Consider the following 12,569-nt stretch of genomic DNA (forward strand, 5'->3'; position numbering starts at 1 on the left):
TTTGGGGGAGCCGGCAGCCGGGCGGGCCGGGGAAATTTCGCGCGGGCCGATCGAGCGGACGGCGGAACGGGCGCTGGACATTCAGGCCCAGCTCGGCCGGATGGGCGATTTTACATCGCGTTAACAATTCGTCCTACGTGCATTTACATTGGCCCGGTATGATGAGAATCGAAGAAGAAGCGAAGGAGCCAGCCCAAATCCATGAAATCCATCATTGATATAGAGAAACTGAATCTCTACTACGAGTCCTTTCATGCGCTGAAGAATGTCGATCTGCAGATTCCGGAGAAGGCGGCTACCGCCTTTATCGGCCCTTCCGGCTGCGGCAAATCGACGCTGCTGCGCACGCTCAACCGGATGAACGATATGATTCCCGGTACCCGCATCGAGGGGAAGGTAGCCATCGGCGGCAGCGATATCTATGACGGCAGCGTCGAAGTGGAGTCGCTTCGCAAGACGGTAGGCATGGTGTTCCAGCAGCCCAACCCGTTCCCGAAGTCCATCTATGACAACGTGGCTTATGGTCCGCGCCTGCACGGCAAGCCGTCCAAGGGCGAGCTGGATCAGCTGGTGGAGCAGAGTCTGCGCCAGGCCGCCCTGTGGGACGAGGTGAAGGATTTCCTGCGCAAATCGGCGCTGAGCCTCTCCGGCGGCCAGCAGCAGCGGCTGTGCATTGCCCGGGCGCTTGCGGTGCAGCCCGACATTCTGCTGATGGACGAAGCGACCTCGGCCCTTGATCCGGTCTCTACCCAGAAGATTGAAGAGCTGGTGCAGGAGCTCAAAGGCAGCTACACGATCGTCATGGTCACCCATAACATGCATCAGGCCGCCCGGATTTCCGACCGTACCGTCTTCTTCCTGAACGGCGTTATCGTTGAGGCGGAGGATACGGACCGGCTGTTCTCGAATCCGCGGGATTCCCGCACCGAAGACTATATTTCCGGCCGGTTCGGTTGATATCAAAGGAGGAGCATTTCCAGAAATGATTCGCAGAAAAGAATTCGACAAAGACTTGGAAGAGCTTCGCCTTCTGCTTCGGCAGATGGGCGAGCATGTGACGGACGCCCTGGACGGTGCCGTCCGTTCGCTGCAGCAGCAGGACGCCGCCAAAGCCCAGGAGATCGTGCAGGCCGATGCCAGGCTGAATGCGATGGAAGAGAAGATCATGGACATCGGTTCGCGGCTCATCGTCACCCAGCAGCCCGTCGCGAAGGATCTCCGCCGCATTATCGTAGCCTTCAAAATTTCCAGCGATCTGGAACGGATGGGCGATCTGGCGCTGGATGTGGCCAAGGTCACGCTTCGTCTCCAGGACCAGCCGCTCATCAAGCCGCTGGTGGACATCCCGCGGATGGCGGAACTGGTTCGGGTCATGACGGATGAAGCGATCACGGCCTACCTCGATGAGAATACCGACCTTGCCTGCAAAATGGCCCAGGACGACGACCAGGTCGACCATCTCTACAGCGAGATGATCAATGAGCTGTACGGCTACATGGTGGAGAAGCCGGAGACCGTCGCCCAGGCGATGCTGCTGACCCTGGTTGGCCGGTATATCGAGCGGATCGCCGACCACGCAACCAATATTGGCGAGAGCGTGGTCTACCTGGTTACCGGCAAGCGGCCGGACCTGAACGCGTAGAATCTAGCGGGTTCTTACGGCCCATCAAGAGAAGGAAAGCGAACGGACGCTGGGGCGTCCGGCACTTTCCTTCTTTTTTTTGACCGGCCTATGGTAAGATGGAGGCAAGCTGTAGGCAAGGTACAGGCAAGCAATTCTTGAGGCGAGGTGCTATTCTTGGACAAACTGATTCTTATAGATGGCAACAACATCATTTACCGCGCGTTCTTCGCGATGCCCCCGCTGACGAATGCCGCCGGACAGCAGACGAACGCCGTGTACGGGTTCACCACCATGCTGCTCCGGCTCATTGAAGAGCATAAGCCCACCCATATGATCGTTGCATTCGACGCGGGGAAGACGACCTTCCGGCACGAGGGCTACCAGGACTACAAGGGCGGCCGCCAAAAGACGCCGCCGGAACTGTCGGAACAGTTCCCGCTGCTCAAAGAGCTGCTGCGCGGGCTCGGCGTCCCGCAGTTTGAACTGGAGACGTACGAAGCGGACGATATTATCGGCACCGTCTCCCGCCAGGCGGACGAAGCCGGCCGTTCCGTCATGATCGTCTCCGGGGACAAGGACATGCTCCAGCTCGCCTCGGCGCATACGACTATCGCGCTGGTGCGCAAGGGCGTCACCGAGATCGAGCTGTACGGACCGGAGCAGATCCGGGAGAAATACGGACTGACTCCGGAGCAGATTACCGATCTTAAAGGACTGATGGGCGACGCGAGCGACAATATTCCGGGCGTGCCGGGCGTCGGCGAGAAGACGGCGCTCAAGCTGCTGCATGAATTCGGAAGCGTCGAAGGTGTGCTGGAAGGCGTAGAGAGCCTCAAGGGCAAGATGAAGGAACGGATCGAGACCCACGCAGAGGATGCCCGGATGAGCAAGAAGCTGGCGACCATTTACCGCGAAGTGCCGCTGGCCCACACCTGGGAAGAGATGGCCTTCCCCGGACTGAACCCGGATACGGCGGGACCGGCGCTGGCGAAGCTGGAGTTCCGTTCCCTGCTGGAGCGTCTGAACCTGAGCGGCAGTTCGGCCGGAGGCGAAGAAGCGGCGGAACGGCCCCCGGCCCCCGAGCTGGAGATTGTGATTACGGATGAGGCGAAGCTGCCTGAAGTCGCCGCAGCGCTGCCGGACGTGCAAGCGCTGCATGTCGAGACGTACGGAGAGAATCCGCACCGGGCCGAAGTGATCGGTCTTGCGCTCTCCACCTCCGGGCGTCACTACTATGTTCCCTTCGAGCTGCTGAAGCAGGAGGCGGCGGCTCCGCTGCTGGAATGGCTGGGCGACCCGGGCATTCGGAAGACCGGCTACGATCTGCACCGGGCGGACCTGGCGCTGCACTGGAAGGGCATCGCTTTTGCCGGGGCCTATCACGACACGCAGCTGGCCGCCTATTTGCTGGACCCGACCGAAGCCAATCAGAGTCTGAGCGATCTTGTCGCCAAATACGGCCTGCCGCGGCTTGCCCCGGACGAAGAGGTGCTGGGCAAGGGGGCGAAGTATCGGCTGCCGGAGCTTGCGAAGCTGGGCGCCCATGTCGCCGGGAAGAGCGCGGCGCTGCTCGGCGTTGCTGCCAAGCAGGAGCGGGAGTTGGCCGATACGTCAATGAGCGGCCTGTTCCATGATCTGGAGATGCCCCTCTCCCGGATTCTCGCGGATATGGAGAAGCAGGGCATCGTTGCGAGCACCGGAGACCTCCGGGAACTGGGCAAGGAATTTGAATCCCAGATCGCCGGACTGGCGGAGAAGATCTATGCCATTGCGGGCACGGAATTCAATCTCAACTCAACGAAGCAGCTCGGCGAGATTCTGTTCGTCAAGCTGGGCCTTCCTGTCGTCAAGAAGACAAAGACCGGCTACTCCACCGATGCCGAAGTGCTGGAGAAGCTGGCCCCCTATCATGAAATCGTACAGCTTATTCTCCAGTACCGGACAATAGCGAAGCTGCAATCTACTTATATTGAAGGTTTGCTTAAGGAAATTTCGCCGGAAGACGGCAAAGTCCATACGTACTACCGGCAGACGATTGCCGCTACCGGCCGTCTGAGCAGCCAGTTCCCGAACCTTCAGAATATTCCGATCCGGCTGGAGGAAGGCCGCAAAATCCGCAAAATGTTCGTTCCGTCGGAACCGGGCTGGTCGATCCTGGCCGCCGACTATTCCCAGATCGAGCTGCGGGTGCTCGCGCATATTTCCGACGATGAGCGGCTGAAGGAAGCTTTTGTGCTTGATATGGATATTCATACGAAGACGGCCTCCGATGTGTTTGGCGTGCCGGCGGAAGCGGTGGATTCAAATATGCGCCGTTCGGCCAAAGCGGTCAACTTTGGCATTGTCTACGGCATCAGCGATTACGGTCTGTCGCAGAACCTGGGCATTACCCGCAAAGAAGCCGCCCAGTTCATCGACCAGTATTTCGGGATCTTCCAGGGCGTACGCCGCTATATGGATGAGATTGTCCTTGAGGCCCGGAAGGCCGGTTATGTGACGACGCTGCTGGGCCGGCGCCGCTACCTGCCGGATATCAATGCGAGCAATTTCAATCTGCGCTCGTTCGCCGAGCGGACGGCGATGAATACGCCGATACAGGGAACGGCCGCCGATATCATCAAGCTGGCGATGGTGGAGATGGACCGGGAGCTGGCCGGACGCGGACTCAAGAGCCGCATGCTCCTGCAGGTGCATGACGAACTGGTATTTGAAGTTCCGCCGGATGAGCTGGAGCAGATGAAGTCGCTCGTTCCGGAAGTTATGGAGGGAGCGCTGAAGCTGTCGGTGCCGCTTAAGGCGGAAGTCAGCTATGGAAGTAACTGGTACGAGGCCAAATAGGGGTCCCGCCGCCGGGACATATCCGGTATAATGGGACATGAGGTGAAGACATCATGCCGGAATTGCCGGAAGTAGAGACCGTCAAGAGAACCCTGAACGCCTTGGTGCAAGGCAAGACCCTGTCCGATGTCACCGTCCGCCTGCCGCGCATTATCCGGCGGCCGGACGATATAGAGGCTTTTCGGCTGATGCTGAAAGGCCATACGATACAAGCCGTGGAACGCCGCGGCAAATTTCTGCGTTTCCTGCTGGACGGGCTCGTGCTCGTGTCGCATCTCAGGATGGAAGGCCGGTACGGCATGTACCGGCCGGAAGATCCGCTGAACAAGCACAGCCATGTCATTTTTCACTTTACCGACGGGACGGAGCTGCGTTATACCGACGTCCGCCAGTTCGGCACGATGGATCTGTTCGCCGAAGGGGAAGACCTGGAGCTGCCGCCGCTGAACAAGCTGGGGCTGGAGCCGCTGGACCCCGCTTTCACGCCGGAACGGTTCCGGACATTGCTTGCCGGCAAGCCGACGAAGATCAAGCCGCTGCTGCTCAATCAGGCATATGTCGTCGGCATCGGCAATATTTATGTGGATGAGTCCCTGCACCGGGCCGGCATTCATCCGGAGACCAGCGCGGGGGCGCTGACTGCGGAGCAGGCGGAGCGGCTGCACCGGGCCATTGTGGACACGCTGAGCGAAGCGGTCGAAGCCGGAGGCTCCTCCGTGAAGTCCTATGTCAACGGTCAAGGCGAGAGCGGCACCTTCCAGCAGAAGCTGCTCATTTACGGCCGCAAGGACGGGGTCTGCTATACATGCGGCAGCCCTGTCGAGAAGAGCCGGGTCGGCGGGCGGGGAACGCACTTTTGCCCGAACTGCCAGCGGCTGACCCCTTAACGGGTACACGCGTTTTCGTTCTTTTCATTCCGGCTGGCACCCCCTGCTGAGAGCGCCCATATACTGTGGAAGAGGTTTTATCACGGCTGCCGCTAAGCATCCCGCGCGTTCCTTCGGACACGCGGCGCCCGGCGGCTCTCCACGGGAGGGGATTGCGGGTGCTCAGCCCTTTATTTTCACTGCTGCTGCTGGCCTTTGCCCTGAGTCTGGACGGTTTTGGCGTCGGAGTTACATACGGCTTGCGCAAGCTGAAGATTCCTTTGCTGTCGATTGTCATTATTTCATTGTGTTCGGGCATTGTCATTTGTGTGTCTATGCAGGTCGGAGTGCTGTTGGCCCGGATTGTCTCGCCGCATGCGGCATCCGAAGTCGGGGCGGTGATTCTGCTATTGATGGGCGGCTGGTCGCTCATTCAGACTGCGATGCAGAAGAGGGATGACGGGGAAGCGGAGGGAAAGCCGGACGAGGTGAAGTCTGCAAGACCGGAGGCGGAAGCGGAAGCCGCTGCGGAGACGCAAGCCGCTGCGGAGGCGGAAGGACGCTCCGTCTTCGTTCTGGAACTCCGCCGCCTCGGCATTGTGATTCAGATTCTGCGCACGCCTTCGTCGGCCGATATGGACGCTTCGGGCACCATATCGGCCAAGGAAGCGATGGTGCTCGGCATCGCGCTCTCGCTCGATGCCTTCGGCGCCGGTCTGGGCGCGGCGCTGCTCGGCTTTCAGCCGGTGCTGACTTCGCTGACCATTGCGCTGTTCAGCGGCACTTTTGTCGTCATGGGCATGAACACGGGACTCCGGTTCGCCGGCACCTCCTGGATGCAGCGCGCTTCCGCGCTGCCGGCCCTTTTATTGATCGTCATGGCAATTATTAAGCTGCTGTAAGTACTGGTTATGAGGTGAACAACATGATTATGGGCTTAACCGGCGGAATCGCCTCCGGCAAGAGCACCGTGTCCGCCCTTCTGCAGCGCCGCGGCGCCCGGCTGGTGGACGCGGATGTCATTGCCCGGGAAGTTATGCTTCCCGGACATCCGGTTCTGGCGGCTGTCGTGGAACACTTCGGAAGAGACCTTCTGCTGCCGGACGGAAGCCTGAACCGGGCGGCGCTCGGAGAGCGGGTATTCGGGAACCCGGAGGCTCTGCATACGCTGAACGGGCTGACGCATCCGGCGATCCGGGCGGAGATTCGGGAGCAAATGCAGAGACTGGACTCGGAGCAACCGTCCGGATTGGTCATTGTGGATATTCCGCTGCTTTATGAATCGGGGCTCGAAACGATGTTTAAATCGGTTCTGGTCGTCTACGTGCCGCGAGCGGTACAGCTGGAGCGTCTGATGGCCCGGAACGGATTGACCCGGGAGCAGGCGGTCAAGCGTCTGGATGCACAGATGGACATTGAGCAGAAACGGCTTCGGGCCGACTATGTAATTGACAACAGCGGGAGTACGGAGGCTGCGGAGGAGCAGGTCGGACTTTTATGGGACAGGCTGGGCCTGTCATGAAGTGGCTCGTGAAGAAGAGAGTGCTGCTTGTCCTTCTGCTCGGATTCATCGGGGTGCTCTTCCTCAGCACCAACTGGATGTCCTGGTTCTATCCGATTCATTATAAGGATGATATTCGCAGACACAGCGTCACCTATCAGGTCGATCCGTTCCTCGTCGCGGCGATTATCCGGGTGGAGACCAACTACAAGCCGGGGCGCGAATCGAGAAAAGGCGCTATCGGCCTCATGCAGCTCATGCCGGATACGGCCAAATGGGCGCTTGAGAAGGCCAAGCTCCCCGATGTCTCGATGGACAGGCTGAAGAAAGAGCCGTCCGCCAACATCGAGCTCGGAGCCTGGTATCTCGGCTCGCTGCTGCAGCAGTTCGACGGGAACCGGACGGCGGTCATCGCTGCATACAATGCGGGTCCCGGCAAGGTGCAGAGCTGGATAGACGAAGGAACCTGGGACGGCAGCTTCGACACCGTCAAGGACATCCCCTTCGGCGAGACGCGCCATTATGTACAGCGGGTCATTTATTATTATAATCAGTATACGGAGATTTACGGCACCTTCTGAAGGCGGGAGGAAGGAACCGGAAGAAGAGCCGGACATTCTTTCGAATGTACCGGCCCTTTCCGGGCAAGCTTATAACGGCAGATTATTTGAAGCTTCCTGCCAGCTGTTGTTCGGCGATGGTTACAAGACGCTTCGTGATGTAACCTCCGATCGAACCGTTCTCGTAGGAAGTTTTATTGCCTTGGTATCCATCCGGGGAAAGAGTGATACCAAGCTCCTGGGCAACTTCAAATTTCAGTTGTTCCAGAGCGGCGTTGGACTTCGGTACAACCAGGTTGTTGGAGTTGGAGCTTCCACTGCTCGACTGTGCCATTTCTGTTCACCTCCTATCGGGTTGGTAACTGTATTATGTACCGCATTCCGCCCGTTCATGAGTTCATATTATCAGGTGTTTTTTGGAAAGGAAGTGAATCGATGAAATGCCCCTACTGCGACCATACCAATACGAAGGTGCTGGATTCCCGGCCGGCCAATGAGAATAAATCGATCCGCCGCAGGCGGGAGTGCGAGAACTGCAGCCGCAGGTTCACGACGTTCGAGATGGTGGAGGAGACCCCGCTAATTGTCATCAAGAAGGACGGAAGCCGGGAAGAGTTCAGCCGGGACAAAATTCTCCGTGGGCTGATCCGCGCCTGCGAGAAGCGTCCCGTATCCGTCGAACGGCTGGAGATGATTGTGTCCGAAGTGGAAAAAGCGCTGCGCGGCATTGCCGTCGCCGAAGTCGACAGCCAGCAGATCGGAGAGCTGGTTATGGAACAGCTCTACCCCGTGGACGAAGTGGCCTACGTCCGCTTCGCATCCGTCTACCGTCAGTTCAAGGACATTAACATGTTCATGAAGGAACTGAAGGGCCTGTTGTCCCGAAATCCGAAGGAAACCGACGCTCTGTAGGAGACTTCTGGCGCTTTCGGCTTGCGGTAGGGAGGGACCGGACGGGCATTGTTCGGTCCCCTCAAAAAAAGGGTTGCGTTTTGGTACAAGACCCTGTATAATCTTTTCTTGTGAGCGGTTGAGAAATTGTCGCTGTGGGGCCTTAGCTCAGCTGGGAGAGCGCATCGCTGGCAGCGATGAGGTCAGGGGTTCGATCCCCCTAGGCTCCACCATAATCGAATATGGACTCTTAGCTCAGTTGGTAGAGCAGTTGACTCTTAATCAATTGGTCCAGGGTTCGAGTCCCTGAGAGTCCATCAGTAGAGAAACGGCAGAAATGCCGTTTCTCTTTTTGTGTGGTCAGGGGTTATTATCGTCGTTTGTATGATCGCAAAAAAAAAGTGTTGCAAAGACCGGGGAAAGCCTGTATAATCTTTTCTTGTGAGCGGTTGAGAAATTGTCGCTGCGGGGCCTTAGCTCAGCTGGGAGAGCGCATCGCTGGCAGCGATGAGGTCAGGAGTTCGATCCTCCTTGGCTCCACCAAAATTGAATATGGACTCTTAGCTCAGTTGGTAGAGCAGTTGACTCTTAATCAATTGGTCCAGGGTTCGAGTCCCTGAGAGTCCATCGCGAAGAAACGGCAGCAATGCCGTTTTTTTTTGCTTGTCTGCCAAAAAGCAGCTTACCCGTGATGGGCAAGCTGCACTTCAAAACCGTCGGGGTCCAGCACGTAGAAGAAACGCAGGTCCGGACGCGGCGCGATAGGCCCGCGCGAGACAGGGACGCCGCAGCCGTTGAGCCGTTCCATGGTGCCCTCCAGGGATTCCGTCTCAAATCCGATGGAGATGCCGCTGCCGGGGCGAAGAGCCGCCTCGGAGCCGGTCTCGATCAGCTCCAGCTTGGGCTGACCGGGAGATCCGAGCATGGCGATCCGGCGGCCCCGGCTCTCGAATCGCCGTTCAACCGTAAGTCCCAGAATACCGTGATAGAAGGCCAACGAAGACTCCAGATCGCGCACTCTCAGCGTTATCCAGTTCATTTGCAGATTCATATCAGGGGATAGCTCCTTCTCATCTCAGGTAATCGAAGCCTCGTAGATGGCCTGAATCGAGCGCTCCAGCGCCGCGTTGAAGGCTTCATCCGTCTGAGCGGCTCCCAACCCTTCCGAGAGGGCGCGGGAGAAGCTGGCGATCAGGCCGTGGTTGCGTGCCAGGCGCTGGTTCGCTTCCTGCTGCGGATACCCGCCCGAGAGGGCGACAATGCGCAGAACATGAGGGTTGTCCATCAAATCGCGGTAATAATTGTCCTCGCTGGGAAGGGAGAGCTTCAGCATCACCTCAACGCCTTCATCCAGCGCATCGAGCTGGCGGGCAAGTTCGGCTTTCAGCAGACGCTCCGAGTCGGCTTTGTCGGGCTGACGAATATCGACTTCGGGTTCGATAATCGGCACGAGGCCTGCGGCTGCGATTCGTCTGCCGAGCTCGAACTGCTGCTCGACCACCTCGCGGATACCCTCAGGATGAGCCGCGGCGATAACCGACCGCATCTTCGTGCCGAAGATCCGTTTGTCCGCTGCCCGTTGCAGCAATTCATCCAGGCGGGGAATGGGCTTCAGAAGCTGTACCCCGCCGCTTGGAGCGGCCAGCCCTTGATCCACTTTCAGGAAGGGCACAATTCCTTTCTTCTCCCATAAATAATCTGCAGTAGGCATGCCGTCAATACTCCGGTCCATCGTATTCTCGAACAGAATAGCGCCGAGAATGTACTCGGACCGGAAGGCCGGACTCTTGATGATCCGGGTCCGCATTTCGTGAACAAGCTCGAACATTTGATCTTCGTTCGAATACCGGTCTGCGGCGATGCCGTACAACCCCAGCGCCTTGGGGGTGCTTCCGCCGCTCTGGTCCAGCGCGGCGATAAATCCTTGTCCGGAACGAATCCGATTGCGTTGTTCTTGGTTCATGACACTTCTCCTTTCGCTTTCAGCGGATAATGAGGCAGTTGCCCTCCACATTATAGCACCCTTAACAGGACGTTCCGAAACCGCAGAGAACCGAGGTGAGGATACTTGGCCGCTGCATAACGGCATGACGGGAGAAATGTCACAACCCGTCCGATAAAATTGTGATACACTAAAGCGGCGCAACGCCAAATCTTCACCCCCTCTTTCATTGCCCCTCTTTTTTTGTCCCTTTGATTCACCGCAATAACGCGTCATTGCTTAACGAGATGACGCGACAGTATGGAAAATGTGAACTAATTAGACATTGTTCGCCCTCCTTTATCCTCTTTTTTCTGATATATTTCATTTATTCGTCATAAGCTCCCTATCTCGATAACTTTTATGCTTTTATGTGGAAGGTATATTGACGCATTCTGGCTTGCTTTGTATAATGCTCACAAGGATGAATAAATAACCATCGGTTAAATCCTTAGAGCGAGACAGATCCACATACATAATTAGGGGGGATTGGATTTGAGAAGAGGTAAATTCATGTTGGCCGTCAGTATGGTAATGGTTCTGCTTGCAGGCTGCGGCAACTCCGGCAACAATGCAGCGGATAAGGCTCCTTCAGGTTCGGCTCCGGCGGCTGCCAGCTCGGCTCCGGCCAAAACGACCGGAAGCAAGATTCTGAACCTTGGCAAGGATGTGGAGCTGGCTTCCATGGACTCGGCCATTGCGACGGACGGCCTGTCCTTCGAAGTGATCGCTGATACGATTGAAGGCCTGTATACCGTCGATGAGGCGGGCGTACCCCAGCTTGCGATGGCCGAGAAGGCTGATGTCAGCGCAGACGGGAAGACCATTACCTTCACCATCCGGGATGCCAAGTGGTCCAACGGCACCCCTGTAACGGCGCATGATTTTGAATTCGCGTGGAAGCGGCTGGTGAGCCCCGAAACGGCGAGTGAATACAGCTTCATTATGGGGGTGGCCGGCGTCAAGAATGCAGACGACATCGTCGCAGGCAAGAAGGGCATCGATGAACTCGGCGTGAAAGCCACCGACGACAAGACGCTTGTCGTGGAACTGGATCGCCCGGTCGCCTTCTTCAACTCCTTGATGGCATTCCCGCCCTTCTATCCGATCAACGAAGCCTTCTATAAAGAGAAGGGCACCGAGTACGCGCTGACGGCCGACAATCTGCTGGCCAACGGACCGTTCAAGATGGACAAATGGGATGTCGGCGGGACGACATTCTCCCTCGTCAAGAACACCGATTATTACGACGCCGGCAGTATCAAGCTGGATGGACTGAACTATCAGGTCATCAAGGATACCCAGCAATCCATCCTGGCTTACGAGAACGGCGATCTGGATTATGTTCAACTGTCGGGCGAACAGATTTCCAGCTACCAGGACAGCCCGGAATACCACAGCATCGTTGCCGGATACCTCTGGTACCTGTCTCCGAATATGAAGGTCAAGGGACTGGAGAACGTCAATCTGCGGAAGGCGCTGTCGCTTGCTTACGACAAGCAGGCCATTGTGGAGGAGATCCTGAAGGACGGATCGATTGCGGCTGACTTTGCGGTTCCGACCCAGCTTGCCACCGGACCGGACGGGAAGGACTTCCGCGAAACGGCGGGAACTTATCCGACCACCAACAAGGAAGAAGCGGCGAAATATTGGGAGCAGGCGAAGAAGGAGCTTGGCGTGGATTCCCTGAAGTTCGAGCTGCTGTTCGAGGATACGGAATCGGCTACGCTGGTTGCCCAGTTCATTCAGTCCGAGATCGAATCGGCGCTTCCCGGCATCACCTTTGAACTGAAATCCCAGCCGAAGAAGAACCGTGTCGAGCTGATGCAGAAAGGCGACTATCAGATCGGTCTTACGCGGTGGGGCCCGGACTATGCCGACCCGATGACTTATCTGGATATGTGGGTAACCGGAAGCCCCAACAACTACGGCTTCTGGTCCAACCCGGAATATGACGCGCTCATCAACAGCGCGAGCAAGGGCGACCTGGCTTCCAAGCCGGAAGAACGCTGGGAAGCGCTGAAGAAGGCGGAAGGCATCGTGATGGATCAGGCTGTAATCTTTCCGGTCTACCAGAAGGGGAATGCCGTTCTCATCAAGCCGAACGTAACCGGTCTGGAGTTCCATTCCGTGGGCGTCAACGTCTTCTACAAGCATGCTGACAAGAGCTGATTAAGTTAGCGGCACAAAGGGTTGTTAACCGGATTACAGCAGGGAGCCCCCTGCTGTAATTCCATATTCGGGACGGGAGAAGCTTTCTTCCGTCCCGGTCTATGAACGCTAGAGCCTACCCGACTTGAGGTGAAAT

13 protein-coding genes and 4 tRNA genes are annotated in these 12,569 nt (G+C 57.5%); 14 read left to right on the plus strand and 3 right to left on the minus strand.

The window, feature by feature from the left end:
* The first annotated feature begins 1 nt into the window (after window position 1).
* From F4V43_RS20005 to F4V43_RS15560, 8 genes are all read left to right on the plus strand, one after another.
* The gene (locus F4V43_RS20005; protein ID WP_263406135.1) at window positions 2-124 is read left to right on the plus strand and encodes a hypothetical protein; all 123 of its coding nucleotides are present in this window, start codon (window positions 2-4) and stop codon (window positions 122-124) included.
* 77 nt (window positions 125-201) lie between these two features.
* Entirely contained in the window at window positions 202-957 is a 756-nt protein-coding gene (gene pstB, locus F4V43_RS15530) for a phosphate ABC transporter ATP-binding protein PstB (protein ID WP_150459168.1), read from the plus strand.
* Window positions 958-982: 25 nt separating this feature from the next.
* Complete coding sequence (gene phoU / locus F4V43_RS15535) at window positions 983-1,642, plus strand: phosphate signaling complex protein PhoU (protein ID WP_150459169.1); 660 nt, start codon at window positions 983-985, stop codon at window positions 1,640-1,642.
* Between the two features lie 156 nt (window positions 1,643-1,798).
* A complete protein-coding gene (gene polA / locus F4V43_RS15540; protein WP_150459170.1) occupies window positions 1,799-4,462 on the plus strand; it encodes a DNA polymerase I in 2,664 nt (887 codons plus the stop codon).
* 53 nt (window positions 4,463-4,515) lie between these two features.
* Entirely contained in the window at window positions 4,516-5,349 is an 834-nt protein-coding gene (gene mutM / locus F4V43_RS15545) for a DNA-formamidopyrimidine glycosylase (protein WP_150459171.1), read from the plus strand.
* A 158-nt stretch (window positions 5,350-5,507) separates the two neighbouring features.
* Entirely contained in the window at window positions 5,508-6,230 is a 723-nt protein-coding gene (locus tag F4V43_RS15550) for a manganese efflux pump (protein WP_150459172.1), read from the plus strand.
* Window positions 6,231-6,253: 23 nt separating this feature from the next.
* Entirely contained in the window at window positions 6,254-6,850 is a 597-nt protein-coding gene (gene coaE / locus F4V43_RS15555; protein WP_150459173.1) for a dephospho-CoA kinase, read from the plus strand.
* On the plus strand, window positions 6,847-7,410 hold the full coding sequence (locus F4V43_RS15560; RefSeq protein ID WP_150459174.1) for a lytic transglycosylase domain-containing protein: 564 nt from the start codon (window positions 6,847-6,849) through the stop codon (window positions 7,408-7,410). The genes coaE and F4V43_RS15560 overlap by 4 nt, the downstream gene beginning before the upstream one ends.
* An 82-nt stretch (window positions 7,411-7,492) precedes the next feature.
* Here F4V43_RS15560 and F4V43_RS15565 read toward each other — a convergent pair whose 3' ends face one another.
* The gene (locus tag F4V43_RS15565) at window positions 7,493-7,723 is read right to left on the minus strand and encodes an alpha/beta-type small acid-soluble spore protein (protein WP_150459175.1); all 231 of its coding nucleotides are present in this window, start codon (window positions 7,721-7,723) and stop codon (window positions 7,493-7,495) included.
* 101 nt (window positions 7,724-7,824) lie between these two features.
* On the opposite strand from F4V43_RS15565, the gene nrdR reads away from it, so the two are divergent.
* From nrdR to F4V43_RS15590, 5 genes are all read left to right on the plus strand, one after another.
* Window positions 7,825-8,301: a transcriptional regulator NrdR gene (gene nrdR / locus F4V43_RS15570; protein WP_150459176.1), complete on the plus strand. Its 477-nt coding sequence runs from the start codon at window positions 7,825-7,827 to the stop codon at window positions 8,299-8,301.
* 136 nt (window positions 8,302-8,437) lie between these two features.
* Window positions 8,438-8,513: transfer RNA gene (locus tag F4V43_RS15575), tRNA-Ala, on the plus strand.
* Between the two features lie 11 nt (window positions 8,514-8,524).
* Window positions 8,525-8,597 (plus strand) — tRNA-Lys (locus tag F4V43_RS15580).
* A gap of 150 nt (window positions 8,598-8,747) precedes the next feature.
* Window positions 8,748-8,823 (plus strand) — tRNA-Ala (locus F4V43_RS15585).
* Window positions 8,824-8,834: 11 nt separating this feature from the next.
* A tRNA-Lys gene (locus tag F4V43_RS15590) sits at window positions 8,835-8,907 on the plus strand.
* 55 nt (window positions 8,908-8,962) lie between these two features.
* Here F4V43_RS15590 and F4V43_RS15595 read toward each other — a convergent pair.
* Together F4V43_RS15595 and F4V43_RS15600 are read right to left on the minus strand one after the other, a co-directional pair.
* On the minus strand, window positions 8,963-9,331 hold the full coding sequence (locus F4V43_RS15595) for a VOC family protein (protein ID WP_150459177.1): 369 nt from the start codon (window positions 9,329-9,331) through the stop codon (window positions 8,963-8,965).
* Between the two features lie 24 nt (window positions 9,332-9,355).
* Entirely contained in the window at window positions 9,356-10,243 is an 888-nt protein-coding gene (locus F4V43_RS15600) for a fructose bisphosphate aldolase (RefSeq protein ID WP_150459178.1), read from the minus strand.
* A 513-nt stretch (window positions 10,244-10,756) separates the two neighbouring features.
* Between F4V43_RS15600 and F4V43_RS15605 the strand changes: the two genes are divergently transcribed.
* Complete coding sequence (locus F4V43_RS15605; RefSeq protein WP_150459179.1) at window positions 10,757-12,433, plus strand: peptide ABC transporter substrate-binding protein; 1,677 nt, start codon at window positions 10,757-10,759, stop codon at window positions 12,431-12,433.
* The last annotated feature ends 136 nt before the right edge of the window (window positions 12,434-12,569 follow it).

This window comes from Paenibacillus spiritus (genome assembly GCF_008710135.1).
Classification (GTDB): domain Bacteria; phylum Bacillota; class Bacilli; order Paenibacillales; family Paenibacillaceae; genus Paenibacillus_AQ; species Paenibacillus_AQ glufosinatiresistens.

What these genes read in the sequence shown, in the direction of transcription:
- pstB (WP_150459168.1), top strand. Translation starts at nt 202, where the DNA reads ATGAAATCCATCATTGATATAGAGAAACTGAATCTCTACTACGAGTCC.
- phoU (WP_150459169.1), top strand. Translation starts at nt 983, where the DNA reads ATGATTCGCAGAAAAGAATTCGACAAAGACTTGGAAGAGCTTCGCCTT.
- mutM (WP_150459171.1), top strand. Translation starts at nt 4,516, where the DNA reads ATGCCGGAATTGCCGGAAGTAGAGACCGTCAAGAGAACCCTGAACGCC.
- coaE (WP_150459173.1), top strand. Translation starts at nt 6,254, where the DNA reads ATGATTATGGGCTTAACCGGCGGAATCGCCTCCGGCAAGAGCACCGTG.
- F4V43_RS15560 (WP_150459174.1), top strand. Translation starts at nt 6,847, where the DNA reads ATGAAGTGGCTCGTGAAGAAGAGAGTGCTGCTTGTCCTTCTGCTCGGA.
- F4V43_RS15565 (WP_150459175.1), bottom strand. Translation starts at nt 7,723, where the DNA reads ATGGCACAGTCGAGCAGTGGAAGCTCCAACTCCAACAACCTGGTTGTA.
- nrdR (WP_150459176.1), top strand. Translation starts at nt 7,825, where the DNA reads ATGAAATGCCCCTACTGCGACCATACCAATACGAAGGTGCTGGATTCC.
- F4V43_RS15595 (WP_150459177.1), bottom strand. Translation starts at nt 9,331, where the DNA reads ATGAATCTGCAAATGAACTGGATAACGCTGAGAGTGCGCGATCTGGAG.
- F4V43_RS15600 (WP_150459178.1), bottom strand. Translation starts at nt 10,243, where the DNA reads ATGAACCAAGAACAACGCAATCGGATTCGTTCCGGACAAGGATTTATC.